Genomic DNA, 26,604 nt, shown 5'->3' on the forward strand with positions numbered 1-26,604 from the left:
CCTGATCCACCCAATCGCGATGGATGACGGCCTGCGTTTCGCAATCCGTGAAGGCGGCCGTACTGTAGGCGCTGGTGTTGTTGCTAAAGTTATCGCTTAATCGCTGATAATTAAGAGCAAAAAAGAGGGTGCTTCGGCACCCTTTTTTATTGCCTGAAAATGAGTCAAAAGTATACGCACCACATTTGCAATAATAACCATTCTCATTTAAAGTTAAAGGAAGTTATATGCGAGGTGTGGTTTATATGTACGTGTGTTTGTGTAATTCAGTCAGTGATAAAACAATCAGACAGGCAGTAAGACGTTACCAGCCTCAAACGTTTCAACAGCTCAGGAATTTTGTGCCGGTCGGAACTCAATGTGGCAAATGTGTACGCGCAGCACGTCAGATAATGGAAGATGAGTTGCAGCAGATTCCCGAGTTCAAAAACATCGCGTAAAAATACTTCGTTAAAAAGTGTGCCTTTTTTTTGACTTACTCTGTACCGGATCTACGCTTTAGATACCGGAACGGAGGAGTTACCTATGAAAGGCGATAAAAAAGTCATTGCACACCTCAATAAACTTCTTGGAAATGAATTGGTTGCTATCAATCAGTATTTTTTGCATGCGCGTATGTTCAAAAACTGGGGGCTGATGCGTCTTAATGGTATCGAGTATCATGAATCGATAGACGAAATGAAACATGCTGATATCTACATTGAGCGTATCTTGTTCCTTGAAGGGCTACCAAATTTGCAGGATTTAGGCAAACTCAACATTGGTGAAGATGTTGAAGAGATGCTGAAGTCAGATTTGCTTCTGGAATTAGAAGGTGCGAAAGATCTGCGTGAGGCTATTTCATACGCAGACTCCGTCCATGATTATGTCAGCCGCGACATGATGATCACCATTCTGGCAGATGAGGAGCATCACATCGACTGGCTGGAAACAGAGATCGAGTTGATTGGACGCATCGGACTGCAAAACTATATTCAGTCGCAATTGAAAGAAGAATCACAGTAACGGTCTTGAGTAGAACCCAAGAATATTACATCAGCCAGAGCATTTCACTTTTCTGGCTGGTGTAGATAAGAAAGCCTGCAACTGAAAGACTCGGACCAAAAGGTATTTGCTTTTCAGCGTCCCCATTTTTTTTCCAAAATATCGAAAATACCATTCCCGAACATGCGGCCAGAGTACAGACAAGAGGCAGCGCCTCCCACCCTGTCCAGGCTCCGATAGCTGCAAGCAGTTTAAAGTCGCCATATCCAACGCCTTCCTTCCCTGAAAAAAACCTGAACAACCAATAAAGTCCCCATAAAGACAGATACCCACATACCGATCCGCATATGGCGGACTCCGGTGATATTCCCACCCCAGACACACTTATCAGTAAGCCGGACCACAATAAAGGTTGAGTCAGTGCATCTGGCAGCCTGAGGGTGTAATAGTCGATCATGCTCAGAATCAGAAGAAACCCCGTGAACCACAAGATTGATAAAAGGGCTAATGAGAAGGGGAGGGTAAAAGAAACCCCAAGCAAAAGTATTCCGCAAGCTCCTCCATTAAGTAAAACACGCTTAGATCTCGACTCCTGAAGGAAAATGCAAAGCCCGATGAAAAATGGGCAGTTGGATAATCTTATGGAGCGTCTGGCTTGAAGACCTGATTTTGTTATGGGGCGGTGTGGTGCCTGACTGAATGTATCGGCACTCGGTTGCAAATCGTTCGAGTTGTTTGCGAGGTGAAGTCGGCGTGCGGTGATCGTTAAAGCGCCGCCAAAAATTGCGCCGAATATCAAAGATGAGGCATGAATAGCGAAAGAAAGTAAACTGCCAGACTTGAGTATACTTTGTAGAAGTTCCGCCATGATTGCCCCCGCTTTCCTGATGCGATGAGATTTACCAGGGCAGATAGTGGATAAACGGGAGCCAGGGGTCTAGAGAATTCATTGTTAACTATGAATGCATTACGACATTGATATGACCGCTGATAACTATTGATGCAGGACATCATTGAGTGTGATGCAGGATGAACAGCGCCAAGAGGGCGCGCAAAATAAACACACATTCTCTGGATTGGCAGTTGCTTAATCTGACGGTTTACGTATAATGCGCGGGCTTACCTAATATTGGTAAGCCTGATTCAATCTGAATCAGCTGGCCATTGAGGCAACTCGCTGGTCAACAATACTCCCGATATGGGGGTTATGTGAAGAACGATTACACTCTCCCATCAATCGAAATGGGTTTGAGGAGTAATCATTTACGTTTAAAATAATTGGAGCTCTGGTCTCATGCAGAACCAAAGAATCCGTATCCGCCTGAAAGCGTTTGATCATCGTTTGATCGATCAATCAACTGCGGAAATCGTTGAGACTGCGAAGCGCACTGGTGCGCAAGTTCGTGGTCCAATCCCGCTGCCGACCCGCAAAGAGCGTTTTACTATTCTGATTTCTCCGCACGTCAATAAAGATGCGCGCGATCAGTATGAAATTCGTACTCACAAGCGTCTGGTTGACATCGTTGAGCCAACCGAGAAAACCGTTGATGCTCTGATGCGTCTGGATCTGGCTGCTGGTGTAGACGTGCAGATCAGCCTGGGTTAATCAGGTCATTGACGATTGAGAGGTTGAAACAATGATTGGTTTAGTCGGTAAGAAAGTGGGCATGACTCGTATCTTCACAGAAGATGGCGTTTCAATCCCAGTAACCGTTATCGAAATTGAAGCAAACCGCGTTACTCAGGTCAAAGACCTGGACAACGATGGTTACCGTGCTGTGCAGGTTACTACTGGTAGCAAAAAAGCTAACCGTGTAACCAAACCAGAAGCGGGTCACTTCGCTAAAGCTGGCGTAGAAGCTGGCCGTGGTTTGTGGGAATTCCGCCTTGCAGAAGGTGAAGAATTTACTGCAGGTCAGAACATTAGCGTTGAAATTTTCGCAGACGTTAAGAAAGTCGATGTTACCGGTACTTCTAAAGGTAAAGGTTTTGCTGGCACAGTTAAGCGCTGGAACTTCCGTACCCAAGATGCTACCCACGGTAACTCCTTGGCACACCGTGGACATGGTTCAATCGGTCAGAACCAGACTCCAGGTAAAGTGTTCAAAGGTAAGAAAATGGCAGGCCAACTGGGTAACGAACGTGTAACCGTTCAGAGCCTGGATGTAGTACGTGTTGATGCTGAGCGCAACCTGCTACTGGTCAAGGGTGCTGTTCCGGGTGCTACCGGTGGCAACCTGATCGTTAAACCTGCTGTTAAGGCTTAACGTCGAGGAGATAGGAATGGAATTAGTAGTGAAAGACGCGCAAAGCGCGCTGACTGTTTCCGAAACTACCTTCGGGCGTGATTTCAATGAAGCGCTTGTACACCAGGTCGTTGTTGCTTATGCAGCAGGTGCCCGTCAAGGTACTCGCGCTCAGAAGACCCGTGCTGAAGTAACTGGTTCCGGTAAAAAACCTTGGCGTCAGAAAGGTACTGGCCGTGCGCGTGCAGGTTCTGTAAAGAGCCCAATCTGGCGTTCCGGTGGTGTAACCTTCGCTGCAAAGCCACAGGACCACAGTCAAAAAGTAAATAAAAAGATGTACCGCGGCGCGCTGAAAAGCATTCTGTCCGAACTGGTACGTCAAGATCGTCTGATCGTTGTCGAATCGTTCTCTGTAGAAGCGCCTAAAACTAAGCTGCTGGCACAGAAACTGAAAGACATGGCTCTGGAAGACGTGCTGATTGTAACTGGCGAAGTCGACGAGAATCTGTTCCTGGCCGCACGTAACCTGTACAAGGTTGACGTTCGCGATGTAGCAGGTATCGATCCAGTAAGCCTGATCGCCTTCGACAAAGTGGTTATGACTGCTGACGCTGTGAAGCAAGTTGAGGAGATGCTGGCATGATTCGTGAAGAACGTCTGCTGAAAGTGCTGCGCGCGCCGCACGTTTCTGAAAAAGCTTCTACCGCGATGGAAAAGAACAACACCATCGTACTCAAAGTTGCCAAAGACGCGACTAAAGCAGAAATCAAAGCTGCGGTTTCGAAACTGTTTGAAGTCGAAGTCGAAGACGTAAACACCTTGCTGGTTAAAGGCAAAGTGAAACGTCAGGGTCAGCGTGTTGGTCGTCGTAGCGACTGGAAAAAAGCTTACGTCACCCTGAAAGAAGGCCAGAATCTGGACTTCATCAGCGGCGCTGAGTAAGTCGGAGGAGTAAGAAACAATGGCAATTGTTAAATGTAAACCTACATCTCCGGGTCGTCGCCACGTTGTTAAAGTGGTTAACCCTGAGCTGCACAAGGGTAAACCTTATGCCCCGCTGCTTGAAAAACTGAGCAAAAGCGGTGGCCGTAACAACAATGGCCGTATCACCACCCGTCATATCGGTGGTGGCCACAAACAGCATTACCGTCTTGTTGACTTTAAACGCAACAAAGATGGCATCGCTGCAGTGGTTGAGCGTCTGGAGTACGATCCGAACCGTTCCGCGAATATCGCGCTGGTTCTGTACAAAGACGGTGAACGCCGTTATATCCTGGCGCCGAAAGGCCTGAAAGTGGGTGACCAGATCCAATCTGGCGTTGATGCTGCAATCAAGACAGGTAACGCCCTGCCTATGCGCAACATCCCAGTAGGTTCAACGGTTCACAACGTAGAAATGAAACCAGGTAAAGGCGGCCAGATGGCTCGCTCAGCTGGTGCCTACGTTCAGATCGTTGCTCGTGACGGTTCCTACGTAACTCTGCGTCTGCGCTCTGGCGAAATGCGTAAAGTTCAGATTGATTGCCGCGCCACCTTAGGTGAAGTCGGTAACTCTGAACATATGCTTCGCGTTCTGGGTAAAGCAGGTGCAAGTCGTTGGCGTGGTATTCGTCCTACCGTTCGCGGTACTGCGATGAACCCAGTCGATCACCCACACGGTGGTGGTGAAGGTCGTAACTTTGGTAAGCACCCGGTAACTCCGTGGGGCGTTCAAACCAAAGGTAAGAAGACCCGTAGCAACAAGCGTACTGATAAATTCATTGTACGTCGCCGTAGTAAAAAATAATTAGAGGATAAGCCATGCCACGTTCTCTCAAGAAAGGTCCTTTTATTGACCTGCACTTGCTGAAGAAGGTAGAGAAAGCGGTGGAAAGCGGTGACAAGAAGCCTTTGCGCACTTGGTCCCGTCGTTCAACGATCTTTCCTAACATGATCGGTTTGACCATCGCTGTCCATAATGGTCGTCAGCACGTACCAGTGTTCGTTTCCGATGAAATGGTCGGTCACAAACTGGGTGAATTCGCGCCGACTCGTACTTATCGCGGCCATGCGGCTGATAAAAAAGCTAAAAAGCGCTAAGGTAGGAGGAAGAGATGGAAACTATAGCTAAACATCGCCACGCTCGTTCTTCTGCTCAGAAGGTCCGCCTTGTTGCTGACCTGATCCGCGGTAAGAAAGTGTCGCAAGCTCTGGAAACTTTAGCCTACACCAACAAGAAAGCTGCTGGTCTGGTTAAGAAGGTGCTGGAGTCTGCCATTGCTAACGCAGAACACAACGATGGCGCTGACATCGATGATCTGAAAGTCACGAAGATTTTCGTAGACGAAGGCCCAAGCATGAAGCGCATTATGCCGCGTGCTAAAGGTCGTGCAGATCGCATCCTGAAGCGCACCAGCCACATTACTGTGGTTGTGTCCGATCGCTGAGACTCTGGAGACTAGCAATGGGTCAGAAAGTACATCCTAATGGTATTCGCCTAGGTATTGTCAAACCTTGGAATTCTACTTGGTATGCAAATACCAAAGATTTCGCTGACAACCTGGACAGCGACTTTAAAGTTCGCCAGTTCCTGACTAAGGAATTGTCGAAAGCTTCCGTTTCTCGCATCGTTATCGAGCGTCCAGCGAAGAGCATCCGTGTGACTATTCACACCGCTCGTCCTGGCATCGTAATCGGCAAGAAAGGTGAAGATGTCGAAAAACTGCGTAAGGTCGTAGCGGATATCGCTGGCGTTCCTGCGCAGATTAACATCGCCGAAATCCGTAAACCGGAACTGGACGCAAAATTGGTTGCTGACAGCATCACTTCACAGCTGGAACGTCGTGTTATGTTCCGTCGTGCTATGAAGCGTGCTGTACAGAACGCAATGCGTCTTGGCGCTAAAGGTATCAAAGTTGAAGTAAGCGGCCGCCTTGGCGGTGCTGAAATCGCGCGTACCGAATGGTACCGTGAAGGTCGTGTTCCGTTGCATACTCTGCGTGCGGATATCGATTACAACACATCTGAAGCGCACACCACTTACGGTGTAATCGGCGTTAAGGTATGGATCTTCAAAGGTGAGATCCTGGGTGGTATGGCTGCAGTTGAACAACCGGAACCGGCTGCTCAACCTAAAAAGCAGCAGCGTAAAGGCCGCAAGTAAGGAGAGTCGCTGATGTTACAACCAAAGCGTACAAAATTCCGTAAGGTGCACAAGGGCCGCAACCGTGGTCTTGCGCAAGGTACGGATGTGAGCTTCGGCACTTACGGTCTGAAAGCTGTTGGCCGTGGTCGTCTGACTGCTCGTCAAATTGAAGCAGCACGTCGTGCGATGACCCGTGCAGTTAAGCGTCAAGGTAAGATCTGGATCCGAGTATTCCCGGACAAACCGATCACCGAGAAACCGCTCGAAGTTCGTATGGGTAAAGGTAAAGGCAACGTAGAGTATTGGGTTGCTTTGATTCAGCCTGGTAAAGTCCTGTATGAAATGGACGGTGTGCCTGAAGAGCTGGCTCGTGAAGCCTTCCAGCTGGCAGCAGCCAAACTGCCTATCAAAACCACCTTTGTAACTAAGACGGTGATGTAATGAAAGCACAAGAGCTGCGCGAAAAAAGCGTGGAAGAGCTGAACACTGAGTTGCTGAACCTTTTGCGTGAGCAGTTTAACCTGCGCATGCAAACGGCAAGCGGTCAGTTGCAGCAAACACACCTGTTGAAACAAGTGCGTCGTGATGTTGCACGTGTGAAAACTTTACTGACTGAAAAGGCGGGTGCGTAATGACTGATAAGATCCGTACTCTGCAGGGTCGTGTAATCAGTGACAAAATGGAGAAATCCATGGTTGTTGCGATTGAGCGTGTGGTGAAACACCCGATTTACGGTAAATTCATCAAACGTACGACCAAATTGCACGTACATGACGAGAACAATGAATGTGGTATCGGCGACGTTGTAGAAATCAGCGAATGCCGTCCACTGTCTAAGACTAAGTCTTGGACCTTGGTTCGCGTTGTAGAGAAAGCGATTCTGTAATACAGTAGCGCCTCTCAAAAACAAATAAACGGCTCATGTACGTGGGCCGTTTATTTTTTCTACCCATAATCGGGAACCGGTGTTATAATGCCGCGCCCTCATATTGTGGGGATTTCTTAATGACCTATCCTGGGTCCTAAGTTGTAGTTGACATTAGCGGAGCACTAACATGATCCAAGAACAGACTATGCTGACCGTGGCCGACAACTCCGGTGCACGTCGCGTAATGTGTATCAAGGTTCTAGGTGGCTCGCACCGTCGCTACGCAGGCGTCGGCGACATCATCAAAATTACCATCAAGGAAGCAATTCCTCGCGGTAAGGTGAAGAAAGGCGATGTGCTGAAGGCGGTAGTGGTGCGCACCAAGAAGGGTGTTCGTCGCCCGGACGGTTCTGTCATTCGCTTCGATGGTAATGCTTGCGTTATTTTAAACAATAACAGCGAACAGCCAATCGGCACGCGTATTTTTGGGCCGGTAACTCGTGAACTGCGTAATGAGAAGTTCATGAAAATTATCTCTCTGGCACCAGAAGTACTCTAAGGAGCGAAACCATGGCAGCGAAAATCCGTCGTGATGACGAAGTTATCCTGCTTACCGGTAAAGATAAAGGTAAGCGCGGTAAAGTTAAAAATGTCCTGACTTCTGGTAAGGTCATTGTTGAAGGTATCAACCTGGTTAAGAAACATCAGAAGCCTGTACCGGCCCTGAACCAACCAGGCGGCATCGTTGAAAAAGAAGCTGCAATTCCGGTTTCTAACGTTGCACTCTTCAACACGGCAACTGGCAAGGCGGACCGTGTAGGCTTTAGATTCGAAGACGGCAAAAAAGTACGTTTCTTCAAGTCTAACAGCGTAACTATCAAGTAATTTGGAGTAGTACGATGGCGAAACTGCATGATTACTACAAAGACGATGTCGTAAAAAAACTCATGGCTGAGTTTGGTTACAATTCTGTCATGCAAGTCCCTCGGGTCGAGAAGATCACCCTGAACATGGGTGTTGGTGAAGCGATCGCTGACAAGAAACTGCTGGATAACGCAGCAGCTGACCTGGCAGCAATCTCCGGTCAAAAACCGTTGATCACCAAAGCACGCAAATCAGTTGCAGGCTTCAAAATCCGTCAGGGCTATCCGATCGGCTGTAAAGTAACCCTCCGCGGCGAACGCATGTGGGAGTTCTTTGAGCGTCTGGTCTCCATTGCTGTTCCACGTATTCGTGACTTCCGCGGCTTGTCTGCTAAGTCTTTCGATGGTCGTGGTAACTACAGCATGGGCGTGCGTGAACAGATCATCTTCCCGGAAATCGATTATGATAAAGTCGATCGCGTTCGTGGTTTAGATATTACTATCACCACTACTGCGAAATCCGATGATGAAGGCCGTGCATTGCTGACAGCCTTTAACTTCCCGTTCCGCAAGTAAGGCAGGGTTACTAATGGCTAAGCAATCCATGAAAGCACGCGAAGTCGTTCGCGTAAAACTGGCTGATAAATACCGCGCTAAACGCGAGGAATTGAAAGCTATTATCTCTGGTGTGAACTCATCCGACGAAGATCGTTGGGATGCAGTTCTTAAGCTGCAGTCTCTGCCGCGTGATTCCAGCCCGTCTCGTCAGCGTAACCGCTGCCGTCAAACTGGTCGTCCGCATGCTTTCCTGCGGAAGTTCGGGTTGAGCCGTATTAAGGTCCGTGAAGCCGCTATGCGCGGTGAAATTCCGGGTCTTAAAAAGGCTAGCTGGTAATTGTCACCAATTGAATCACGGGAGTAAAGACAGATGAGCATGCAAGATCCGATCGCGGATATGCTGACCCGTATCCGTAACGGTCAAGCCGCGAACAAAGTTGCGGTCACCATGCCTTCCTCCAAGCTGAAAGTGGCTATTGCCAACGTGCTGAAGGAAGAAGGCTACATTGAAGAATTTAAAATCGAAGGCGACGCCAAACCTGAACTGGAATTAGTACTGAAGTACTTCCAGGGCAAGGCAGTGGTAGAAAGCATTCAACGTATCAGCCGCCCTGGTCTGCGCATCTACAAGAAAAAAGATGAGCTGCCAAAGGTTATGGCCGGTATGGGTATCGCTGTTATTTCTACCTCTAAAGGTGTTATGACTGATCGTGCAGCTCGCCAGGCTGGTCTTGGTGGCGAGATTATCTGCTACGTAGCTTAATCGGGAGGAAAGCATGTCTCGTGTTGCAAAAGCACCCGTCGTCATTCCTGCCGGCGTAGAGGTAAAACTCAACGGTCAGGTTATTTCGATTAAGGGTAAAAACGGCGAGCTGTCACGTACTATCCATGACGCCGTTGTAGTTAAACAGGAAGAAAATACACTGACCTTCGGTCCGAACGAAGGTTTTGTAGATGGCTGGGCCCAAGCGGGTACCACTCGTGCACTGTTGAACTCTATGGTTATAGGTGTTACCGACGGCTTCACTAAAAAGCTTCAATTGGTAGGTGTTGGTTATCGTGCTGCTGTTAAAGGCAATGTGGTGAATTTGGCCTTAGGCTTCTCTCACCCAGTCGAGCACCAACTGCCGGAAGGCGTTACTGCAGAATGTCCTACCCAGACTGAAATCGTGCTGAAAGGCGCTGATAAACAAGTCATTGGTCAGGTTGCTGCGGATTTACGTGCCTACCGTCGTCCTGAGCCTTATAAAGGCAAGGGTGTCCGTTACGCCGACGAAGTCGTGCGTACCAAAGAGGCTAAGAAGAAGTAAGGTAACACTATGGATAAGAAATCTGCTCGTATCCGTCGTGCGACCCGCGCACGCCGCAAGCTCAAGGAATTGGGTGCGACTCGCCTGGTGGTACATCGTACCCCGCGTCATATTTACGCACAGGTTATCGCACCAAACGGTTCTGAAGTATTAGTTGCTGCATCTACTGTAGAAAAAACTATTACTGAGCAACTGAAGTATACCGGCAACAAAGATGCTGCCACTGCTGTAGGTAAAGCTATCGCAGAACGCGCATTGGAAAAAGGGATCACGAAAGTATCCTTTGACCGTTCCGGTTTCCAATATCATGGTCGAGTCCAGGCACTGGCAGATGCTGCCCGTGAAGCTGGCCTTCAGTTCTAAGGAAGAGGTTTAAGATGGCTCACATCGAAAAACAAGCTGGCGAACTGCAGGAAAAGCTGATCGCGGTAAACCGCGTATCTAAAACCGTAAAAGGTGGCCGTATCTTCAGCTTTACCGCACTGACAGTAGTTGGTGATGGTAACGGTCGCGTTGGTTTTGGCTACGGCAAAGCACGCGAAGTTCCGGCAGCGATCCAGAAAGCGATGGAAAAAGCCCGTCGCAACATGATGAATGTCGCGCTGAATAGCGGCACCCTGCAGCATCCTGTTAAAGGTGCTCATACGGGTTCCCGTGTGTTCATGCAGCCGGCTTCCGAAGGTACCGGTATTATTGCCGGTGGTGCAATGCGCGCCGTCCTGGAAGTTGCAGGGGTTCATAACGTATTAGCTAAAGCTTATGGTTCTACAAACCCAATTAACGTGGTTCGTGCAACTATTGATGCTCTGGCAAATATGAAATCCCCACAAATGGTCGCTGCCAAGCGTGGTAAATCCGTTGAAGAAATTCTGGGGTAATTAACCATGGCAAAGACTATTAAAGTTACACAAACTCGCAGTTCCATTGGCCGTCTGCCGAAGCATAAAGCTACTCTGCTTGGTCTGGGTCTGCGTCGTATTGGTCACACCGTTGAGCGCGAGGATACTCCTGCTGTACGCGGTATGATCAACCTGGTTTCCTACATGGTTAAGGTTGAGGAGTAAGAGATGCGTTTAAATACTCTGTCTCCGGCTGATGGTGCCAAACAAGCGCCTAAGCGTGTAGGTCGTGGTATTGGTTCTGGCCTGGGTAAAACCGCTGGTCGTGGTCACAAAGGTCAGAACTCACGTTCTGGCGGTGGCGTACGTCGTGGTTTTGAAGGTGGTCAGATGCCTTTATATCGTCGTTTGCCGAAATTCGGCTTCACCTCCCGCAAAGCTATGATCACGGCAGAAGTTCGTCTGTCTGAACTGGCTCTGGTGGAAGGCGACGTGATCGACCTGAACGCGCTGAAAGCCGCTAACGTAGTTGGTATCCAGATTGAATTCGCGAAAGTAATCCTTTCAGGCGAAGTCGGTCGTGCGGTAACTCTGCGTGGTTTGCGTGTCACCAAAGGCGCTCGTGTTGCTATCGAAGCTGCTGGCGGTAAAATTGAGGAATAAGTAGCAGATGGCTAAGCAACCGGGGTTAGATTTCCAAAGTGCCAAGGGTGGACTAGGCGAACTGAAGCGCAGACTTTTGTTTGTTATCGGTGCGTTGATTGTTTTCCGTATCGGCTCTTTTATTCCGATCCCTGGTATTGATGCCACTGTACTTGCCAAATTGCTCGAACAGCAAAGAGGCACCATCATTGAAATGTTTAACATGTTCTCTGGTGGTGCTCTTAGCCGTGCTTCTATCTTTGCTCTGGGAATCATGCCGTACATTTCGGCATCGATTATTATCCAGCTCTTAACGGTGGTTCATCCGGCGTTAGCAGAAATTAAGAAAGAAGGGGAGGCTGGCCGTCGAAAGATTAGTCAGTATACCCGCTACGGTACGCTGGTATTGGCAGTGTTTCAGTCGATCGGTATTGCTACCGGCCTTCCGAATATGCCTGGTATGCAGGGCTTGGTGTTAAATCCAGGCTTTGCGTTCTACTTTACTGCAGTAGTGAGCTTAGTTACAGGGACAATGTTCCTGATGTGGCTGGGTGAACAGATTACTGAACGAGGTATCGGTAACGGTATTTCAATCATTATCTTTGCAGGTATCGTAGCGGGTCTCCCGCCAGCAGTTGCCCATACTATCGAACAAGCTCGGCAAGGCGACCTGCACTTCCTCCTGTTGCTGTTGGTTGCAGTTTTAGTGTTTGCAGTGACTTTCTTTGTGGTGTTTGTTGAACGTGGCCAACGTCGTATTGTCGTTAACTACGCTAAACGCCAACAAGGTCGTCGTGTTTATGCAGCACAGAGCACGCACTTACCGTTGAAAGTGAATATGGCTGGGGTTATCCCTGCAATCTTCGCTTCCAGCATAATTCTGTTCCCTGCCACGATTGCATCATGGTTTGGGGGCGGGACTGGTTGGAACTGGCTGACTACGATTTCGCTGTATTTGCAGCCTGGACAACCGCTTTATGTGTTACTCTATGCGACTGCAATCATCTTCTTCTGTTTCTTTTATACTGCGCTGGTGTTCAACCCGCGTGAGACAGCAGATAACCTGAAGAAGTCCGGTGCATTTGTACCAGGAATTCGTCCGGGAGAGCAAACGGCGAAGTACATCGATAAAGTAATGACTCGTTTAACCTTAATTGGTGCGATGTATATTACTTTCATCTGCCTTATCCCGGAGTTCATGCGTGACGCGATGAAAGTTCCATTCTACTTTGGTGGTACTTCTCTACTCATCGTAGTCGTCGTCATTATGGACTTTATGGCTCAAGTGCAAACTCTGATGATGTCAAGTCAGTACGAGTCTGCATTGAAGAAAGCAAACCTGAAAGGCTACAACCGCTAATCTGGTGCGTTTGAGAAGTTACGGAGAGTAAAAATGAAAGTTCGTGCTTCCGTCAAGAAATTATGTCGTAACTGCAAAATTGTTAAGCGTAACGGTATCGTTCGCGTAATCTGCAGCGCAGAACCGAAGCATAAACAGCGTCAAGGCTGATTATCTCGCATATTTTTCTTGCAAAGTTGGGTTGAGCTGGCTAGATTAGCCAGCCAATCTTTTGTATGTAAGCAGCAATACTATTTGAGTATCCTGAAAACGGGCTTTTCAGAATGGTATTGCCGTATATAAATAGTAGGAGTGCATAGTGGCCCGTATAGCAGGCATTAACATTCCTGATCAGAAACATACCGTGATCGCATTAACTTCGATCTACGGCATCGGTAAAACCCGCTCACAGTCTATCTGTGCTGCATCCGGTATTGCTGAAAATGTTAAGATCAGTGAGCTGTCTGAAGAGCAAATCGAAAAACTGCGTGACGAAGTTGCCAAGTTCATTGTTGAAGGTGATCTGCGTCGTGAAGTCACCCTGAGCATCAAGCGTCTTATGGACCTTGGAACTTATCGTGGTTTGCGTCATCGTCGTGGTCTTCCAGTACGTGGTCAGCGTACCAAGACTAACGCACGTACCCGTAAGGGTCCGCGTAAACCGATCAAGAAATAATCGGGGTGATTGAATAAATGGCAAAGGCACCTGTTCGTACACGTAAACGTGTAAGAAAACAAGTCTCTGACGGCGTGGCTCATATCCATGCTTCTTTCAACAACACCATTGTTACCATTACCGATCGTCAGGGTAATGCTTTGGGTTGGGCAACAGCTGGTGGTTCCGGTTTCCGTGGTTCTCGTAAATCCACTCCGTTCGCAGCTCAGGTTGCAGCAGAGCGCTGCGCTGACGCAGTGAAAGAATACGGTATCAAGAATCTGGAAGTTATGGTTAAAGGACCTGGTCCTGGTCGTGAGTCTACTATCCGCGCGTTAAACGCGGCTGGTTTCCGCATCACTAATATTACTGATGTGACTCCTATCCCTCATAACGGTTGTCGTCCGCCGAAAAAGCGTCGCGTATAACGCTGCTTTTAGGTTTGTTGGAGAGAGAAAATGGCAAGATATTTGGGTCCTAAGCTCAAGCTTAGCCGTCGTGAGGGCACAGATTTATTCCTTAAATCTGGCGTTCGCGCGATCGATACCAAGTGTAAAATTGAACAAGCTCCTGGTCAGCATGGTGCGCGTAAACCGCGTCTGTCTGATTACGGTGTACAGTTACGTGAAAAGCAAAAAGTTCGCCGTATCTTCGGTGTTCTTGAGCGTCAGTTCCGTAACTATTATAAAGAAGCAGCACGCCTGAAAGGCAACACCGGTGAAAACCTGTTGCAACTCCTGGAAGGTCGTTTGGACAACGTTGTTTATCGTATGGGCTTCGGCGCTACTCGTGCGGAATCGCGCCAGTTAGTTAGCCACAAAGCTATCATGGTAAACGGTCGCGTTGTTAACATCGCTTCTTATCAGGTATCTCCGAATGACGTTGTCAGCATCCGAGAGAAAGCTAAAAAGCAATCTCGTGTGAAGGCCGCTTTGGAGTTGGCTGAACAGCGTGAAAAGCCGACTTGGCTTGAAGTTGATGCTGCTAAGATGGAAGGTGTGTTCAAGCGTATGCCTGAACGTACTGATCTGTCTTCCGACATTAACGAACACCTGATCGTCGAGCTTTACTCTAAGTAAAGCTTAGTACCAAAGAGAGGACACAATGCAGGGTTCTGTGACAGAGTTTCTAAAACCGCGCCTGGTAGATATCGAGCAAGTCAGTTCGACGCACGCCAAGGTGACCCTTGAGCCTTTAGAACGTGGCTTTGGCCATACTTTAGGCAACGCACTGCGCCGTATTCTGCTTTCATCCATGCCGGGTTGCGCGGTGACCGAGGTTGAGATTGATGGTGTACTGCATGAGTACAGCACCAAAGAAGGCGTACAGGAAGATATCCTGGAGATCCTGCTCAACCTGAAAGGGCTGGCGGTGAGAGTTCAAGGGAAAGATGAAGTTATTCTTACCCTGAATAAGTCTGGCATTGGCCCTGTGACTGCAGCCGACATTACCCATGATGGTGATGTCGAAATCGTCAAGCCGCAACATGTCATCTGCCATTTGACCGATGAGAACGCAGCTATTAGCATGCGCATCAAAGTTCAACGTGGTCGTGGATATGTACCGGCGTCTGCCCGAATTCATTCGGAAGAAGATGAGCGCCCAATTGGTCGTCTGTTAGTAGATGCATGCTACAGCCCTGTAGAGCGAATTGCCTACAATGTTGAAGCAGCGCGTGTAGAACAGCGTACTGATTTGGACAAGCTGGTTATCGAAATGGAAACCAACGGTACGATCGATCCTGAAGAGGCGATCCGTCGTGCGGCAACCATTCTTGCTGAACAACTTGAAGCTTTCGTTGATTTACGTGATGTACGTCAACCGGAAGTCAAAGAAGAGAAGCCGGAATTCGATCCAATCCTGCTGCGCCCTGTTGACGATCTGGAATTGACTGTCCGCTCTGCTAACTGCCTTAAAGCAGAAGCAATCCACTACATCGGTGATCTGGTACAGCGTACCGAGGTTGAGTTACTTAAAACACCTAACCTGGGTAAAAAATCTCTTACTGAGATCAAAGACGTACTTGCGTCCCGTGGTTTGTCACTAGGCATGCGCCTGGAAAACTGGCCACCAGCAAGTATTGCTGACGAGTAACCGGATCACAGGTTAAGGTTTTACTGAGAAGGATAAGGTCATGCGCCATCGTAAGAGTGGTCGTCAACTGAACCGTAACAGCAGCCACCGACAGGCTATGTTCCGTAACATGGCCGGCTCTTTGGTTCGTCATGAGATCATCAAGACGACCCTGCCGAAAGCGAAAGAGCTGCGTCGCGTTGTTGAGCCGCTGATTACTCTTGCCAAGACCGACAACGTTGCAAATCGTCGTCTGGCATTCGCCCGTACTCGTGATAACGAGATCGTGGCAAAACTGTTTAATGAACTGGGCCCGCGTTTCGCGAGCCGTGCCGGTGGTTACACTCGTATTCTTAAGTGTGGTTTCCGTGCAGGCGACAATGCGCCGATGGCATACATCGAGCTCGTTGATCGTGCAGAGTCAAAAGCAGAAGTAGCAACTGCTGAATAATCTGTAGATGCATGAAAAAACCGGGCTTGCCCGGTTTTTTTACATCTAAAATTTATCCCTTCCATAATTTCTTTCTCTGCGCCATTCTGAATTACCCTTGTTTTCGCGCTACTCTGTACTAATGAATCACATTTAATGTTGGCGAGGCTCTGCCATGTTTTTGGTTGATCAATGGGTGGAAAAATACATCAAAGAAGCGAGTGCTAGAGGCGAGTTCGAAAACTTATCCGGTAAAGGCAAGCCATTGGTTTTAGATGATGACAGTGCGGTGCCTGCAGAACTCCGGGTTGCTTATCGTATTCTCAAGAATGCGGGGTATTTACCTCCTGAGTTGCAAGATCGTAAGGAAGCTCTCGAGTTAGAACATATGCTTAGATGCTTGGCGCCGAATGATCCAGAGTTGTGCATCATTGATAAGCGCCTTCAACTGCTCAAGTTAAGATTACAACGGTCGGGCATGAATACAGATTTTATTGATGGGTGTTATTACGACGCCATTAGAGGGAAATTTAAAGGTGAGTGAACATGTTTAAAATTGGCGAATTAGCCCGGCTTGCAAATGTTTCGAATGATACTGTTCGCTACTATGAAAAGCAGGGGATGATGAGTTCAGCAGAACGTGACAGTTCGGGGTATCGTCAATATGATGACAATGATCTGCAAAGACTGCGCTTCATTCGGTACGCCAAATCAACAGGCTTCACTCTGGAAGCGATCAGAGAATTACTGTCGATTCGAATTGATCCAGCTCATCATACCTGCCAGGAATCAAAGTCGATTGTTGAGGAGCGGCTTGCAGAAGTTGAGCTCAAACTGAAGGAGCTTGAGCGCATGAAAGAATCGCTTCAGAGGTTGAGCAAGGCGTGCTGCGGTTCATCACACTCAAGCATCAGCTGTTCTATCCTCGAAGCTTTAGAGGACGGGGCTGGAAAAGTGACATTGAAATCCCTTTCACATGAAGAATGAACGCAGTATGATGCGGCGGTATTTTAGGCAGTTAATGATTGAACTGAGGAATTTATGAGTAACTACAAGCACCAAAAAGGCATTATTCAGGAAAATGCGTTACAAGCACTTTTGCATGATCCGCTCTTTAAGCAGCGAATAGAAAAGAATCTGAAGGGAAAAGGCAGTTACCGTCGCAAAGAAAAAAATGGAAAAGGGCGTTATCTGGAGGGCAGTGTTGAGTGTTTTACGAATATTCAACACTGCCCTTCCTAAGCAAGCCCGAATAAGGGTTCTGAGTCCCTTAGAACTTCGGTGTCTGTTGTTCTTTTAACAAGTCACGTATTTCCGCTAACAGTGTTTCTTCTGCGGTCGGTTTAGGCGGTGCAGCGGGTACATCTTCTTGTTTCCGACGCATCTTATTCATCAGTGTAATCGCACAAAAAATGGCTAATGCAACAATAATGAAATCAAAGATGTTCTGGATAAAGACACCGTAATGCATCACAACGGCGGGTACTGTGCCCTGCGCTTCCCGGAGTACCAGAGTAAACTGTTTGAAATCAACGCCGCCGATAAGTAATCCCAGCGGCGGCATAATAATGTCAGCAACCAGTGATGATACTATTTTCCCAAATGCGGCACCGATGATGACACCTACAGCCAGGTCAACCACGTTGCCTCGCATGGCAAACTCACGAAACTCTTTCATAAAACTCATAAAATTCTCCTTGGCAAATCCATCAATTGTGTCAAACAAAGTAAAGACCATTTGTCGCGTCTTCGCTACAAAACTTAGCTTCAGAAATCTATTTTAAACAAAACCTGTCGAGCAGTGTGCGTTATAAGAAGAACGGACTTGGCTGGAACAAACGCTCAACGTCTCTGACAAACTTCTTGTCGGTGATGAACATGACGACATGATCACCTTGTTGTATCCTGCTGTTTCCGTTAGCAATGATGACTTCATTACCGCGAACAATAGCCCCGATTGTTGTGCCAGGCGGAAGCTTAATTTGTTCGACTGTACGGCCAACTACCTTTGACGTAGTTTCATCGCCATGCGCAATCGCTTCGATCGCTTCAGCTACTCCCCGGCGCAATGATGAAACGCTCACAATATCCGCTTTTCTCACGTGACCCAGCAGAGCTGATATGGTGGCTTGTTGAGGTGAAATAGCAATATCAATGACGCTGCCTTGAACCAGGTCGACATAGGCGCTGCGTTGAATAAGCACCATGGCTTTCTTGGCGCCCATACGTTTGGCAAGCATGGCGGACATAATATTGGCTTCATCGTCATTGGTGATCGCGATGAATACATCTACTTGTTCGATGTGTTCTTCTGCCAGCAATTCCTGATCGGAGGCATCACCGTAAAACACGATAGTGTCTTGCAGAAGTTCCGCCAGTTCAGCGGCACGTTGCTGATCCCGTTCGATGAGTTTTACGCTGTAATTTTTCTCAAGCTTTTGCGCCAGCCCAGCTCCAACGTTACCACCACCTACAATCATGATTCGTTTGTAAGGCTTTTCAAGCCGCTGAAGTTCACTCATTACCGCACGTATGTGCTGAGAGGCCGCGACAAAGAACACTTCATCGCCTGCTTCTATAATTGTAGAACCCTGGGGGCGTATCGGACGTTCGTGGCGGAATATCGCAGCAACGCGGGTTTCTATATGTGGCATGTGCTCACGCATTGATGAAAGGGCATTTCCCACCAGCGGACCACCGTAATAGGCTTTAACCGCAGCAATGCTGACTTTACCTTCGGCAAAGTTTACGACCTGAAGTGCGCCTGGATACTCAATCAGTTTGTAGATGTAGTCCGTGACTAACTGCTCAGGAGAAATCAAATGATCAATGGGCACCGCTTCAGGATTGAAGAGCTTTTCCGATTCGCGGATGTATTCAGTCGAGCGTATTCGGGCAATGCGATTAGGTGTGTTGAATAATGAATACGCTATCTGACAGGCCACCATATTAGTTTCATCAGAGTTTGTGACTGCCACTAACATATCGGCATCTTCGGCGCCGGCTTCGCGTAAAACGCGCGGGTGAGAGCCATGACCCTGCACGACGCGCAGATCGAACTTGTCCTGGAGCTGACGTAAACGGACGGTATTAGTATCAACAACGGTAATATCGTTGTTTTCGCCTACCAGGTTTTCGGCGAGCGTTCCGCCAACTTGCCCGGCACCGAGAATGATTATTTTCATATGACTCTCTGCTTTGCCTAATAGTATCAGCCTGAGTAGATAGCGCTAATGCAGACGTTTAACGTTTAATCAGTTTAGCGTAATAGAAGCCATCGCCATCTTCAGCATGAGGCAGATTTTGTCGGCCTGGTTTTTCAGCTGAACCTGTTTCAACCAACATTGCATCGGGATGCGTTTGTAAAAAAGCAGAAATTTGTTCGCTGTTTTCATCTGGCAGAATTGAGCAGGTGGCATAGACCATCACACCCTGACTTTTCAGTCGCGGCCAGACGGCTTCCAGAATTTCTTTTTGCAGTTTTGCGAGTTCCGCAATATCACCATCACGGCGCAGCCATTTGATGTCCGGATGTCTGCGAATAACACCGGTAGCGGAACATGGAGCATCGAGAAGAATTCTATCGAAGACACGGTCGCCAGCCCAGTTTTGTGGCTCGCGGCCGTCACCTTGTTTGACTTCAGCACTCATTTTAAGGCGCTGGAGATTCTCATGAACCCGTTTTAGTCGCTGCTCGTCCACATCGATGGCTAACACATGCGCTTTAGGTGCTGCTTCCAAAATATGTGTGGTTTTTCCGCCCGGGGCGCAGCATAAATCGAGGATCATTTCCCCATCCTGCGGATCCAGCAGATCAACGCTACCCTGTGCCGATGCATCCTGAACTGTCACCCATCCTTCCGCGAATCCTGGCAGCAGGTTCACCTGGCAAGGTGTGACCAGACGAAGTGCATCGCGATACTCGTCATGCGCAATCGCCTCAATCTGAGCTTCGCTCAACAGGTGCAGATACTCATCCCGGGTATGATGCAGACGATTGACGCGTAACCACATCGGTGGTCTTTGGTTATTAGCATCAACGATATTTTCCCATTCTGCGGGATAGGCTTTCTTCAGACGATTTAACAGCCAGCTTGGGTGCAAATGACGGCTGTCATTATTAGACATTTTCGGAAGTAACTCTTCCTGCTGTCGCTGGAACTGACGCAGAACACCGTTGATCAAACCTTTTAATTGTGGACGTTTGAGTGCTACAGCACCGTCAACGGTTTCTGCCAGAACGGCGTGTGCAGGGATACGGGTATGGATCAGCTGGTATAAGCCAACCATCAGTAAATAATGCAGAGTCCGTTGTTTACCCGTTAATGGTTTTGCCATGAGTTGCTGCAAACACCATTCCAGCTGAGGTAAAACCCTCAGCGTACCGAAACACAATTCCTGCAGTAATCCACGATCTTTATCTGAGATGTTTTTCTGCAAACCGGGAAGAACGGTGGAAAGCGACAGACCTTTGTCTAATACCTGGCTTATAGCTTGCGCTGCAATACTACGGAGATTATAGGCTGTTTTCATAGTCAAAGAAGCTGAACAATATCAGCATTATCATGGGGATAAGGCCCGGCATTAAGCCGGGCGTAGTCGTAATGGTCAGGCTAAACGAGTGCCTGCGATAAACCATTCACGACGAGAGTTCAGCAAGTCCTGCGCGGACATGGCTTTTTTACCCGAAGGCTGGAGTTGGGTGATATTCAGGATACCGCTGGCGGTCGCAATCTGTATCCCTTTTTTATCTGCGGCGATAATGGTGCCCGGTAGCGCACCAGTTTCATCGGGCAAAGTTTCTGCCAGCCATACTTTCACCGGTTGGTCATCAATCATGAAATAACTGACAGGCCACGGGTTAAAGGCTCGGATGCAACGTTCAAGTTGCTCAGCAGAAAGCATCCAGTCTAAGCGAGCTTCTTCTTTACTGAGTTTTTCTGCGTAAGTGACATGCGCTTCATCCTGAACTTCCCGAAGAGCAGTGCCCTTTGCCAGCTGGTGTAGCGTTTCAAGCAACCCAGATGGGCCGAGTAATGCCAGTTTGTTATAAAGTGATGCGCTTGTATCTTCAGGCAAGATATCGCACTCGACCTTATGCAGCATGTCGCCGGTGTCCAGTCCCACATCCATCTGCATAATAGTGATGCCCGTTTTAGTATCTCCGGCCCACAGCGAACGTTGGATCGGTGCCGCACCGCGCCAGCGTGGAAGCAGAGAACCATGCACATTGATGCATCCCAGTCTCGGCATTTCCAGTACGGCTTTAGGCAAAATCAGCCCATATGCAACAACAACCATGATGTCCGCTTCTAACGCGGAAACCAGCGTCTGATTTTCTTCGGGCCGCAAAGATTTAGGCTGGAAAACCGGAATGTTGTTGGCCTCTGCCAGCATTTTTACCGGGCTTGCAGTCAGCTTATTACCACGGCCAGAGGGGCGATCAGGTTGGGTGAATACCCCCACAACCTGATGTTCAGATGTCAAAAGCGCGTCAAGATGACGCGCTGCAAAATCGGGTGTACCGGCAAATATAATCCGCAAAGCAGTATCCTGTGTTACACGAATATTAGTCAGGCCGGGCGTTCAGCTTGGCCATCTTTTCCATTTTCTGACGGATGCGCTGACGTTTCAGTGGAGATAAGTAATCCACAAACAATTTACCGACCAGATGATCCATTTCATGTTGAATGCAGATCGCCAGCAAGTCGTCAGCTTCAAGTTCGAAGCTTTTGCCTTCACGGTCCAGAGCACGAATTTTCACTTTCTCAGCGCGTGGAACAAGGGCACGTTGATCTGGAATCGACAGGCAGCCTTCTTCAATGCCCGTTTCGCCGCTTTTTTCCAGCAACTCAGGGTTGATGAGCACCAGGCGCTCGTCACGATTTTCAGAAACATCAATGACAATAATACGCTGATGGATGTCGACCTGAGTCGCAGCCAGACCAATGCCTTCCTCTGCATACATGGTTTCGAACATATCATCCACGATTTGCTGGATTTTGGCGTCAACTACTTTGACCGGTTTTGCAGTAATGCGAAGCCGCTCGTCTGGGAAATGTAATATCTGTAATACGGACATATTTTTCTGGATCTTTATTCAATTGATTGAAGATATATAGTTTCTATTCTAGACATTTCTCGCTCCGATTGACAGCATCCTCTGCCAATTGAATCACTCGCTAAAAGGCATTGAAACGGAGCGCAGTAATGACACTACAGGAAGTATGGATACGTTTGTCTGCGGTGAAACGGCTCAGCGCTCATCGTGCTGAAGGGATTATCCAGGCTCTGTTTAGTCGGGGGGATTACACGAGGTCCGGGCTTTGTGGTTGCGGACTTTCACCTGAGCAGAGTGATGATTTCCTTCAAATCAACCGGCAATGGCTTTTAGCATCCCTGAAGTGGCTGGAAGGTGATAACCGCCATCTGGTTACCTTTGACAGTGAGGTTTATCCGCCTCTATTGGCACAGATATCGTCACCTCCGTTAATTCTTTTTGTCGAAGGACAAGCTGGACTGTTGTCATCCCCGCAGATTGCAATGGTTGGAAGTCGCCACTTCACCCACTATGGTGATCATTATGCGCAGGTTTTTGCCGGTGGATTAGTTTGCAGCGGGTTTACCGTCACGAGCGGACTTGCTCTGGGGATAGATGGCATCAGCCATAAAGCCGCTCTGGATTCAGACGGAAACACTGTCGCCGTGCTGGGTAGCGGATTAATGAACCGCTACCCAGCACGTCATTCCAAATTAGCCGACCGCATTCTGGCGCAAGGAGGCGCACTGGTGTCTGAGCATTTAGTCTCCATGCCTCCCATTGCCGCACACTTTCCTCGCAGAAATCGGATTATCAGTGGCCTGAGCGTGGGCGTTTTGGTGGTTGAAGCGACGCTGCGCAGCGGCTCGTTAATCACAGCTCGCTTTGCGCTGGAGCAGGGCAGAGAAATATTTGCTTTACCGGGACCGCTGGGCAGTCTGACTTCAGAAGGAACGCACTGGCTTATCCGCCAGGGTGCTTATCTGGTCACCGAACCCAAGGATATCGCCGAGCATATGGGCAGCGGGTTGACATGGTTTCCGGCGCCAGTGGACTCATCATTGCGGCAAATTCCACAGGATGAGGAAATATGTGCCTCAGAGGCGATTTTTTATGCACAAGATGACGAAGTTGAATTGCCATTTGCTGATGTGTTGGCTAACGTAGAATATGAGGTGACATCTGTTGACGTCGTCGCCGAACGTGCCGGCCAACCTGTGCCAGAAGTGGTAGGTAAACTACTCGAGCTGGAGTTAGCAGGATGGATCGCAGCTGTATCCGGCGGCTATGTCCGAATTAAGAGGGCAGGCCATGTTCGACGTACTAATGTACTTATTTGAAACTTACATTCACAACGAAGCGGAGATGAATGTTGACGAGGATAGGTTAACGGATGACTTGACCGAGGCTGGTTTTCACCGGGCCGATATTCACAATGCGTTGAATTGGCTTGAAAAACTTGCGGATATGCAAGAGGGTGGAACCCCATCTTACATGCTGGATTCTGATCCTTCAGCATTACGAATCTACACCGATGAGGAAACAAACCGGTTAGATTGCATGTGTCGTGGTTTTTTATTGTTCCTCGAACAGATCAAAGTGTTGAATTTCGATACCAGGGAGATGGTTATCGATCGTGTTATGGCTCTGGACACTGAAGAGTTCGATCTTGAAGATCTTAAGTGGGTCGTGCTGATGGTTCTCTTTAATATTCCCGGATATGAAAGTGCGTATCAGCAAATGGAAGAGCTGTTATTTGAAGTTAATGAAGGTTATCTGCACTAACAGATAACAGGTAAAACATAGCGTATGACTAAAGCAGCACTTTTTGCTGAGAAGCAAAATGAATCCTGTCCGGAATGCGGGGCCGGTTTGGTGATCCGTAGTGGTCGCCACGGCCCCTTTCTCAGCTGTTCTTCTTATCCACAATGTCAGTATATTCGACCGCTCAAAGCGCAGGCTGACGGCCATATCGTCAAAGTACTGGATGGGCAGCACTGCCCAAAATGTGAATCGACACTGGTATTGCGTCAGGGCCGTTATGGAATGTTTATTGGATGCAGCCAATATCCCGAATGTGATCATATTGAAGTGATCGACAAACCTGAAGAAACCAGTCTGAGTTGTCCACAGTGCGGCAGCGGGCATCTGTTACAGCGCAAATCACGGTTCGGCAAAGTCTTTCATGCCTGTGATCGCTATCCTGATTGTCAGTTTGCTATTAATAATAAGCCTGTCGCGGGCGAGTGTGCGCATTGCCACTACTCCTTGTTAATGGAAAAGAAAACAGCGCACGGTATTAAATTATTTTGTGCCAGTAAATTATGCGGAAAAGCCGTACAAACGAAAGATAACCCAACAGATGAATAAAGAAGCTGAAAACTCATTGAGCGTAGTGCTTGAAGCACTGCGTCAACAACAAGTGATCGCGTACCCCACAGAAGCCGTCTTTGGTTTGGGATGCGACCCTGACAGTGAACGGGCAGTCGAAGCACTGCTGGCGCTAAAAAAACGTCCTAAAGACAAAGGGCTGATTTTAATTGCTGATAATTATCAGCAACTCCTCCCTTATATAGATGACTCTTTTTTAACTGAGCAACAACGTCAGACAATATGGTCCTCCTGGCCCGGCCCCGTCACCTGGGTAATGCCTGCTAAAGTCTCCACTCCTGACTGGCTGACCGGGCGTTTTTCCTCGCTCGCGGTGCGTGTTACGGATCACCCTCAGGTTAAAGAACTCTGCCAGAAATTTGGAAAGCCTCTGGTATCCACCAGCGCCAACCTCAATGGTGAGCCACCTTGTCGTTTCGCAGCAGAAGTCAGTCAGCAATTTGGGAATGAGTTTCCGGTTCTGGCGGGTAATGTCGGCGGAAGAGAAAATCCATCAGAAATCCGGGATGCCCTCACCGGGGATCTCATTCGCCAGGGCTAAGGATCGAGTTCATGCCATCTTTTGCAGTGTTTGGGAATCCGATTAGTCACAGTAAGTCACCAAGAATTCATGCACTTTTCGCCTTCCAGACGGGTATTGATCATACTTATGGAACGGTGTTGGCCCCGCACGAAGAGTTTGAGGAAACACTACGATCCTTTTTTCACGGTGGAGCCCAGGGGGCGAATATCACAGTCCCTTTTAAAGAGCGCGCATTTGCTGAGTGTGATGAACTGACCGATCGTGCGGCATTGTCTGGCGCGGTGAACACTCTGAAGAAACTTGAGGACGGGCGTCTGCTCGGGGATAACACCGATGGCATCGGTATGCTGAGCGATCTCGAACGGCTCAACCTCATACGTAAAGGCGACCGGGTTCTGCTGATCGGCGCCGGCGGCGCGGCGCGGGGCGTCATTCTTCCGCTGCTGTCTTATGGTTGTTCTCTTGTCGTGACTAACCGGACGTTCGAGAGGGCACAGCATTTAAGCCATATTTTTGAAAGCAGAGGCGATATTCAGGCAATGCCATTGGAAGAGCTGATGAAAGAATCATTTGATTTGATCATCAATGCCACTGCCTCTGGTATTAAAGGTGAGATCCCAGCGATTCCCCAAGAAGTGATCACCCCGCAGACTCGCTTATACGATATGTACTATCAGGCCGGACTCACACCTTTTATCGAATGGGCGGAAAAGATGGGAGTGACGCATTATGCAGATGGTTTGGGCATGCTGGTCGGGCAGGCAGCACATGCGTTTCATCTTTGGCATGGTGTTATGCCTGAGATTGAACCCGTGCTGGCGCAATTGAAGCAGGATTTGCTGAGTTAATTTTGAAGCATGCCTGAAGAAAGATGCTTCAGGCATGAAAACCGTTTAATCATTTCTGGTCGGTAAGATACAGATCTTTCCAGGTAACATAGTTACTGGAAGAGTAAGTCAGTCCTGCAAGTTCTTCAGACGTCAGCTCCCGGATCTGCTTCACCGGACTTCCCAGATAAAGATATCCACTTTCAAGTCGCTTCCCTGGGGGGACCAGACTTCCTGCACCGATCATCACGTCATCTTCAATGATCGCCCCATCCAGCAGTATTGATCCCATTCCAACCAGTACCCGATTGCCGATGGTACAACCATGCAACATAGCTTTATGACCGACGGTGACATCCTCACCAATGATCAGCGGATGACCTTCCGGATTGTGACGAGACTGATGTGTGACATGCAATACGCTCCCATCTTGCACATTGGTTCTGCAACCGATGACAACGTGATTAACGTCACCACGAATCACAACCAATGGCCAGATACTGACATCGTCCGCGAGAGCAACATCACCAATGATGACGCTGGAGGGGTCAACCATGACGTTTTCCCCCAAGGTGGGCAATGATCCCTGATATGCACGTAATGCCTGAGACATGTTTAATTACCTCATAATTGGGTTTTAATCTTGGCAATATAGTTCGGGTATGAAGAAATACCAATTATGAGGTGCCTGGATCGGTTGTAAAACCCGCGGATCGAGTGAGATCTCCTCGATGGGGTTGAAAAACACGCAGTCGATCCTTTTTATCGAAATAAATGCTTGTGCAAAAAATACGGATCCCTATAATGCCGCTCCATCGACAGGGAACAACGTGAACAACATCACGAAGTAACCGGGTCGGAAAGATTAAAAACAGTGATGACCGGGTGAAAT

The 26,604-nt window shown here is 48.4% G+C and carries 45 protein-coding genes and 1 pseudogene; 39 read left to right on the forward strand and 7 right to left on the reverse strand.

The features are described from left to right. The 3 genes and pseudogenes from ED901_RS16545 to bfr form a co-directional block, all read left to right on the forward strand. Positions 1-100, forward strand: a pseudogene (locus ED901_RS16545) (elongation factor Tu); the annotation flags it as partial. A gap of 145 nt (positions 101-245) precedes the next feature. Next, positions 246-440, forward strand: a complete 195-nt coding sequence (gene bfd / locus ED901_RS16550) for a bacterioferritin-associated ferredoxin (protein WP_056778102.1) — start codon at positions 246-248, stop codon at positions 438-440. An 85-nt stretch (positions 441-525) separates the two neighbouring features. After that, positions 526-1,005, forward strand: a complete 480-nt coding sequence (gene bfr / locus ED901_RS16555) for a bacterioferritin (RefSeq protein WP_056778014.1) — start codon at positions 526-528, stop codon at positions 1,003-1,005. Between the two features lie 25 nt (positions 1,006-1,030). Here bfr and ED901_RS16560 read toward each other — a convergent pair whose 3' ends face one another. Continuing rightward, on the reverse strand, positions 1,031-1,852 hold the full coding sequence (locus ED901_RS16560) for an A24 family peptidase (RefSeq protein WP_122096565.1): 822 nt from the start codon (positions 1,850-1,852) through the stop codon (positions 1,031-1,033). A gap of 426 nt (positions 1,853-2,278) precedes the next feature. Here ED901_RS16560 and rpsJ point away from each other — a divergent pair, with 426 nt between their 5' ends. The 31 genes from rpsJ (at position 2,279) to ED901_RS16715 (ending at position 17,173) form a co-directional block, all read left to right on the forward strand. Then, complete coding sequence (rpsJ, locus tag ED901_RS16565; protein WP_009639175.1) at positions 2,279-2,590, forward strand: 30S ribosomal protein S10; 312 nt, start codon at positions 2,279-2,281, stop codon at positions 2,588-2,590. A 31-nt stretch (positions 2,591-2,621) separates the two neighbouring features. Beyond that, positions 2,622-3,251 carry a 50S ribosomal protein L3 gene (gene rplC / locus ED901_RS16570; RefSeq protein WP_056778020.1) on the forward strand — a complete coding sequence of 210 codons (630 nt, stop codon included), beginning with the start codon at positions 2,622-2,624 and terminating at the stop codon, positions 3,249-3,251. Between the two features lie 16 nt (positions 3,252-3,267). Continuing rightward, a complete protein-coding gene (gene rplD, locus ED901_RS16575; RefSeq protein ID WP_056778021.1) occupies positions 3,268-3,873 on the forward strand; it encodes a 50S ribosomal protein L4 in 606 nt (201 codons plus the stop codon). Next, positions 3,870-4,172: a 50S ribosomal protein L23 gene (gene rplW, locus ED901_RS16580; protein WP_056778023.1), complete on the forward strand. Its 303-nt coding sequence runs from the start codon at positions 3,870-3,872 to the stop codon at positions 4,170-4,172. Before rplD ends, rplW begins: the two co-directional genes overlap by 4 nt. A gap of 19 nt (positions 4,173-4,191) precedes the next feature. After that, entirely contained in the window at positions 4,192-5,016 is an 825-nt protein-coding gene (gene rplB, locus ED901_RS16585) for a 50S ribosomal protein L2 (RefSeq protein ID WP_056778025.1), read from the forward strand. A 14-nt stretch (positions 5,017-5,030) separates the two neighbouring features. After that, positions 5,031-5,309 carry a 30S ribosomal protein S19 gene (gene rpsS / locus ED901_RS16590; protein ID WP_004929772.1) on the forward strand — a complete coding sequence of 93 codons (279 nt, stop codon included), beginning with the start codon at positions 5,031-5,033 and terminating at the stop codon, positions 5,307-5,309. A 14-nt stretch (positions 5,310-5,323) separates the two neighbouring features. Further along, entirely contained in the window at positions 5,324-5,656 is a 333-nt protein-coding gene (gene rplV, locus ED901_RS16595) for a 50S ribosomal protein L22 (RefSeq protein ID WP_004391423.1), read from the forward strand. Between the two features lie 17 nt (positions 5,657-5,673). Then, a complete protein-coding gene (rpsC, locus tag ED901_RS16600) occupies positions 5,674-6,372 on the forward strand; it encodes a 30S ribosomal protein S3 (RefSeq protein WP_056778028.1) in 699 nt (232 codons plus the stop codon). Positions 6,373-6,384: 12 nt separating this feature from the next. Further along, entirely contained in the window at positions 6,385-6,795 is a 411-nt protein-coding gene (rplP, locus tag ED901_RS16605) for a 50S ribosomal protein L16 (RefSeq protein WP_009639183.1), read from the forward strand. Further along, a complete protein-coding gene (rpmC, locus tag ED901_RS16610; protein ID WP_013573692.1) occupies positions 6,795-6,986 on the forward strand; it encodes a 50S ribosomal protein L29 in 192 nt (63 codons plus the stop codon). The genes rplP and rpmC overlap by 1 nt, the downstream gene beginning before the upstream one ends. Beyond that, a complete protein-coding gene (gene rpsQ, locus ED901_RS16615) occupies positions 6,986-7,240 on the forward strand; it encodes a 30S ribosomal protein S17 (protein WP_056778032.1) in 255 nt (84 codons plus the stop codon). Before rpmC ends, rpsQ begins: the two co-directional genes overlap by 1 nt. Before the next feature lie 169 nt (positions 7,241-7,409). Continuing rightward, entirely contained in the window at positions 7,410-7,781 is a 372-nt protein-coding gene (rplN, locus tag ED901_RS16620) for a 50S ribosomal protein L14 (protein ID WP_008457164.1), read from the forward strand. Between the two features lie 11 nt (positions 7,782-7,792). Beyond that, positions 7,793-8,107, forward strand: a complete 315-nt coding sequence (gene rplX / locus ED901_RS16625; protein WP_056778037.1) for a 50S ribosomal protein L24 — start codon at positions 7,793-7,795, stop codon at positions 8,105-8,107. A 14-nt stretch (positions 8,108-8,121) separates the two neighbouring features. Beyond that, positions 8,122-8,661, forward strand: coding sequence for a 50S ribosomal protein L5 (rplE, locus tag ED901_RS16630; RefSeq protein ID WP_013573695.1), 540 nt, complete (start codon positions 8,122-8,124; stop codon positions 8,659-8,661). 13 nt (positions 8,662-8,674) lie between these two features. Then, positions 8,675-8,980: a 30S ribosomal protein S14 gene (rpsN, locus tag ED901_RS16635; protein ID WP_013573696.1), complete on the forward strand. Its 306-nt coding sequence runs from the start codon at positions 8,675-8,677 to the stop codon at positions 8,978-8,980. A 33-nt stretch (positions 8,981-9,013) separates the two neighbouring features. Further along, complete coding sequence (rpsH, locus tag ED901_RS16640) at positions 9,014-9,406, forward strand: 30S ribosomal protein S8 (protein WP_013573697.1); 393 nt, start codon at positions 9,014-9,016, stop codon at positions 9,404-9,406. Between the two features lie 13 nt (positions 9,407-9,419). Beyond that, the gene (rplF, locus tag ED901_RS16645; protein WP_056778041.1) at positions 9,420-9,953 is read left to right on the forward strand and encodes a 50S ribosomal protein L6; all 534 of its coding nucleotides are present in this window, start codon (positions 9,420-9,422) and stop codon (positions 9,951-9,953) included. A 9-nt stretch (positions 9,954-9,962) separates the two neighbouring features. Further along, entirely contained in the window at positions 9,963-10,316 is a 354-nt protein-coding gene (rplR, locus tag ED901_RS16650) for a 50S ribosomal protein L18 (RefSeq protein WP_034793671.1), read from the forward strand. A 14-nt stretch (positions 10,317-10,330) separates the two neighbouring features. After that, positions 10,331-10,831: a 30S ribosomal protein S5 gene (rpsE, locus tag ED901_RS16655; protein ID WP_013573700.1), complete on the forward strand. Its 501-nt coding sequence runs from the start codon at positions 10,331-10,333 to the stop codon at positions 10,829-10,831. A 6-nt stretch (positions 10,832-10,837) separates the two neighbouring features. Then, the gene (gene rpmD / locus ED901_RS16660) at positions 10,838-11,017 is read left to right on the forward strand and encodes a 50S ribosomal protein L30 (RefSeq protein WP_013573701.1); all 180 of its coding nucleotides are present in this window, start codon (positions 10,838-10,840) and stop codon (positions 11,015-11,017) included. Between the two features lie 3 nt (positions 11,018-11,020). Continuing rightward, a complete protein-coding gene (gene rplO / locus ED901_RS16665) occupies positions 11,021-11,455 on the forward strand; it encodes a 50S ribosomal protein L15 (RefSeq protein ID WP_056778046.1) in 435 nt (144 codons plus the stop codon). A 7-nt stretch (positions 11,456-11,462) separates the two neighbouring features. Further along, positions 11,463-12,794 carry a preprotein translocase subunit SecY gene (gene secY / locus ED901_RS16670; RefSeq protein ID WP_034793668.1) on the forward strand — a complete coding sequence of 444 codons (1,332 nt, stop codon included), beginning with the start codon at positions 11,463-11,465 and terminating at the stop codon, positions 12,792-12,794. Positions 12,795-12,827: 33 nt separating this feature from the next. Further along, positions 12,828-12,944 (forward strand): 50S ribosomal protein L36, encoded by a 117-nt coding sequence (gene rpmJ / locus ED901_RS16675; RefSeq protein ID WP_012768118.1) that lies wholly within the window; start codon positions 12,828-12,830, stop codon positions 12,942-12,944. Positions 12,945-13,092: 148 nt separating this feature from the next. Continuing rightward, on the forward strand, positions 13,093-13,449 hold the full coding sequence (rpsM, locus tag ED901_RS16680; RefSeq protein ID WP_013573704.1) for a 30S ribosomal protein S13: 357 nt from the start codon (positions 13,093-13,095) through the stop codon (positions 13,447-13,449). Between the two features lie 17 nt (positions 13,450-13,466). Beyond that, on the forward strand, positions 13,467-13,856 hold the full coding sequence (rpsK, locus tag ED901_RS16685; protein ID WP_004929731.1) for a 30S ribosomal protein S11: 390 nt from the start codon (positions 13,467-13,469) through the stop codon (positions 13,854-13,856). Between the two features lie 30 nt (positions 13,857-13,886). Then, positions 13,887-14,507: a 30S ribosomal protein S4 gene (gene rpsD, locus ED901_RS16690; protein WP_056778049.1), complete on the forward strand. Its 621-nt coding sequence runs from the start codon at positions 13,887-13,889 to the stop codon at positions 14,505-14,507. Between the two features lie 25 nt (positions 14,508-14,532). Next, on the forward strand, positions 14,533-15,522 hold the full coding sequence (rpoA, locus tag ED901_RS16695; RefSeq protein ID WP_002919219.1) for a DNA-directed RNA polymerase subunit alpha: 990 nt from the start codon (positions 14,533-14,535) through the stop codon (positions 15,520-15,522). Positions 15,523-15,562: 40 nt separating this feature from the next. Then, positions 15,563-15,952: a 50S ribosomal protein L17 gene (gene rplQ, locus ED901_RS16700; RefSeq protein WP_013573706.1), complete on the forward strand. Its 390-nt coding sequence runs from the start codon at positions 15,563-15,565 to the stop codon at positions 15,950-15,952. A 154-nt stretch (positions 15,953-16,106) separates the two neighbouring features. Continuing rightward, the gene (locus ED901_RS16705; protein ID WP_122096566.1) at positions 16,107-16,475 is read left to right on the forward strand and encodes a DnaJ family domain-containing protein; all 369 of its coding nucleotides are present in this window, start codon (positions 16,107-16,109) and stop codon (positions 16,473-16,475) included. Positions 16,476-16,477: 2 nt separating this feature from the next. Next, on the forward strand, positions 16,478-16,918 hold the full coding sequence (gene zntR, locus ED901_RS16710; RefSeq protein ID WP_122096567.1) for a Zn(2+)-responsive transcriptional regulator: 441 nt from the start codon (positions 16,478-16,480) through the stop codon (positions 16,916-16,918). A 54-nt stretch (positions 16,919-16,972) separates the two neighbouring features. Then, complete coding sequence (locus ED901_RS16715) at positions 16,973-17,173, forward strand: alternative ribosome-rescue factor A (protein ID WP_056778060.1); 201 nt, start codon at positions 16,973-16,975, stop codon at positions 17,171-17,173. Positions 17,174-17,201: 28 nt separating this feature from the next. On the opposite strand, the gene mscL is transcribed toward ED901_RS16715, so the two are convergent. From mscL to def, 5 genes are all read right to left on the reverse strand, one after another. Then, positions 17,202-17,618, reverse strand: coding sequence for a large-conductance mechanosensitive channel protein MscL (gene mscL, locus ED901_RS16720; protein ID WP_056778064.1), 417 nt, complete (start codon positions 17,616-17,618; stop codon positions 17,202-17,204). Between the two features lie 121 nt (positions 17,619-17,739). Then, positions 17,740-19,143, reverse strand: coding sequence for a Trk system potassium transporter TrkA (trkA, locus tag ED901_RS16725; RefSeq protein WP_371414320.1), 1,404 nt, complete (start codon positions 19,141-19,143; stop codon positions 17,740-17,742). A gap of 31 nt (positions 19,144-19,174) precedes the next feature. Next, positions 19,175-20,464 (reverse strand): 16S rRNA (cytosine(967)-C(5))-methyltransferase RsmB, encoded by a 1,290-nt coding sequence (gene rsmB / locus ED901_RS16730; protein WP_122096568.1) that lies wholly within the window; start codon positions 20,462-20,464, stop codon positions 19,175-19,177. Between the two features lie 75 nt (positions 20,465-20,539). Continuing rightward, a complete protein-coding gene (gene fmt, locus ED901_RS16735) occupies positions 20,540-21,499 on the reverse strand; it encodes a methionyl-tRNA formyltransferase (RefSeq protein WP_205965117.1) in 960 nt (319 codons plus the stop codon). Between the two features lies 1 nt (position 21,500). Beyond that, positions 21,501-22,013 carry a peptide deformylase gene (gene def / locus ED901_RS16740; RefSeq protein ID WP_056778079.1) on the reverse strand — a complete coding sequence of 171 codons (513 nt, stop codon included), beginning with the start codon at positions 22,011-22,013 and terminating at the stop codon, positions 21,501-21,503. Positions 22,014-22,141: 128 nt separating this feature from the next. Here def and dprA point away from each other — a divergent pair, with 128 nt between their 5' ends. The 5 genes from dprA to aroE are packed head-to-tail and all read left to right on the forward strand — an operon-like array spanning position 22,142 to position 25,733. Beyond that, a complete protein-coding gene (gene dprA, locus ED901_RS16745; RefSeq protein WP_122096570.1) occupies positions 22,142-23,311 on the forward strand; it encodes a DNA-protecting protein DprA in 1,170 nt (389 codons plus the stop codon). Continuing rightward, positions 23,283-23,756, forward strand: a complete 474-nt coding sequence (locus ED901_RS16750) for a DUF494 family protein (protein ID WP_056778086.1) — start codon at positions 23,283-23,285, stop codon at positions 23,754-23,756. The genes dprA and ED901_RS16750 overlap by 29 nt, the downstream gene beginning before the upstream one ends. A 24-nt stretch (positions 23,757-23,780) precedes the next feature. Beyond that, a complete protein-coding gene (locus tag ED901_RS16755; RefSeq protein ID WP_056778091.1) occupies positions 23,781-24,341 on the forward strand; it encodes a type I DNA topoisomerase in 561 nt (186 codons plus the stop codon). Beyond that, positions 24,334-24,903 carry an L-threonylcarbamoyladenylate synthase type 1 TsaC gene (tsaC, locus tag ED901_RS16760; protein ID WP_122096571.1) on the forward strand — a complete coding sequence of 190 codons (570 nt, stop codon included), beginning with the start codon at positions 24,334-24,336 and terminating at the stop codon, positions 24,901-24,903. The genes ED901_RS16755 and tsaC overlap by 8 nt, the downstream gene beginning before the upstream one ends. An 11-nt stretch (positions 24,904-24,914) precedes the next feature. After that, a complete protein-coding gene (gene aroE, locus ED901_RS16765; protein ID WP_162997885.1) occupies positions 24,915-25,733 on the forward strand; it encodes a shikimate dehydrogenase in 819 nt (272 codons plus the stop codon). Between the two features lie 49 nt (positions 25,734-25,782). On the opposite strand, the gene ED901_RS16770 is transcribed toward aroE, so the two are convergent. Then, a complete protein-coding gene (locus ED901_RS16770; protein ID WP_056778099.1) occupies positions 25,783-26,325 on the reverse strand; it encodes a gamma carbonic anhydrase family protein in 543 nt (180 codons plus the stop codon). Between the last annotated feature and the right edge of the window lie 279 nt (positions 26,326-26,604).

The sequence above is a fragment of the Rahnella sp. Larv3_ips genome (genome assembly GCF_003697865.1).
Lineage (GTDB): Bacteria > Pseudomonadota > Gammaproteobacteria > Enterobacterales > Enterobacteriaceae > Rahnella > Rahnella rivi.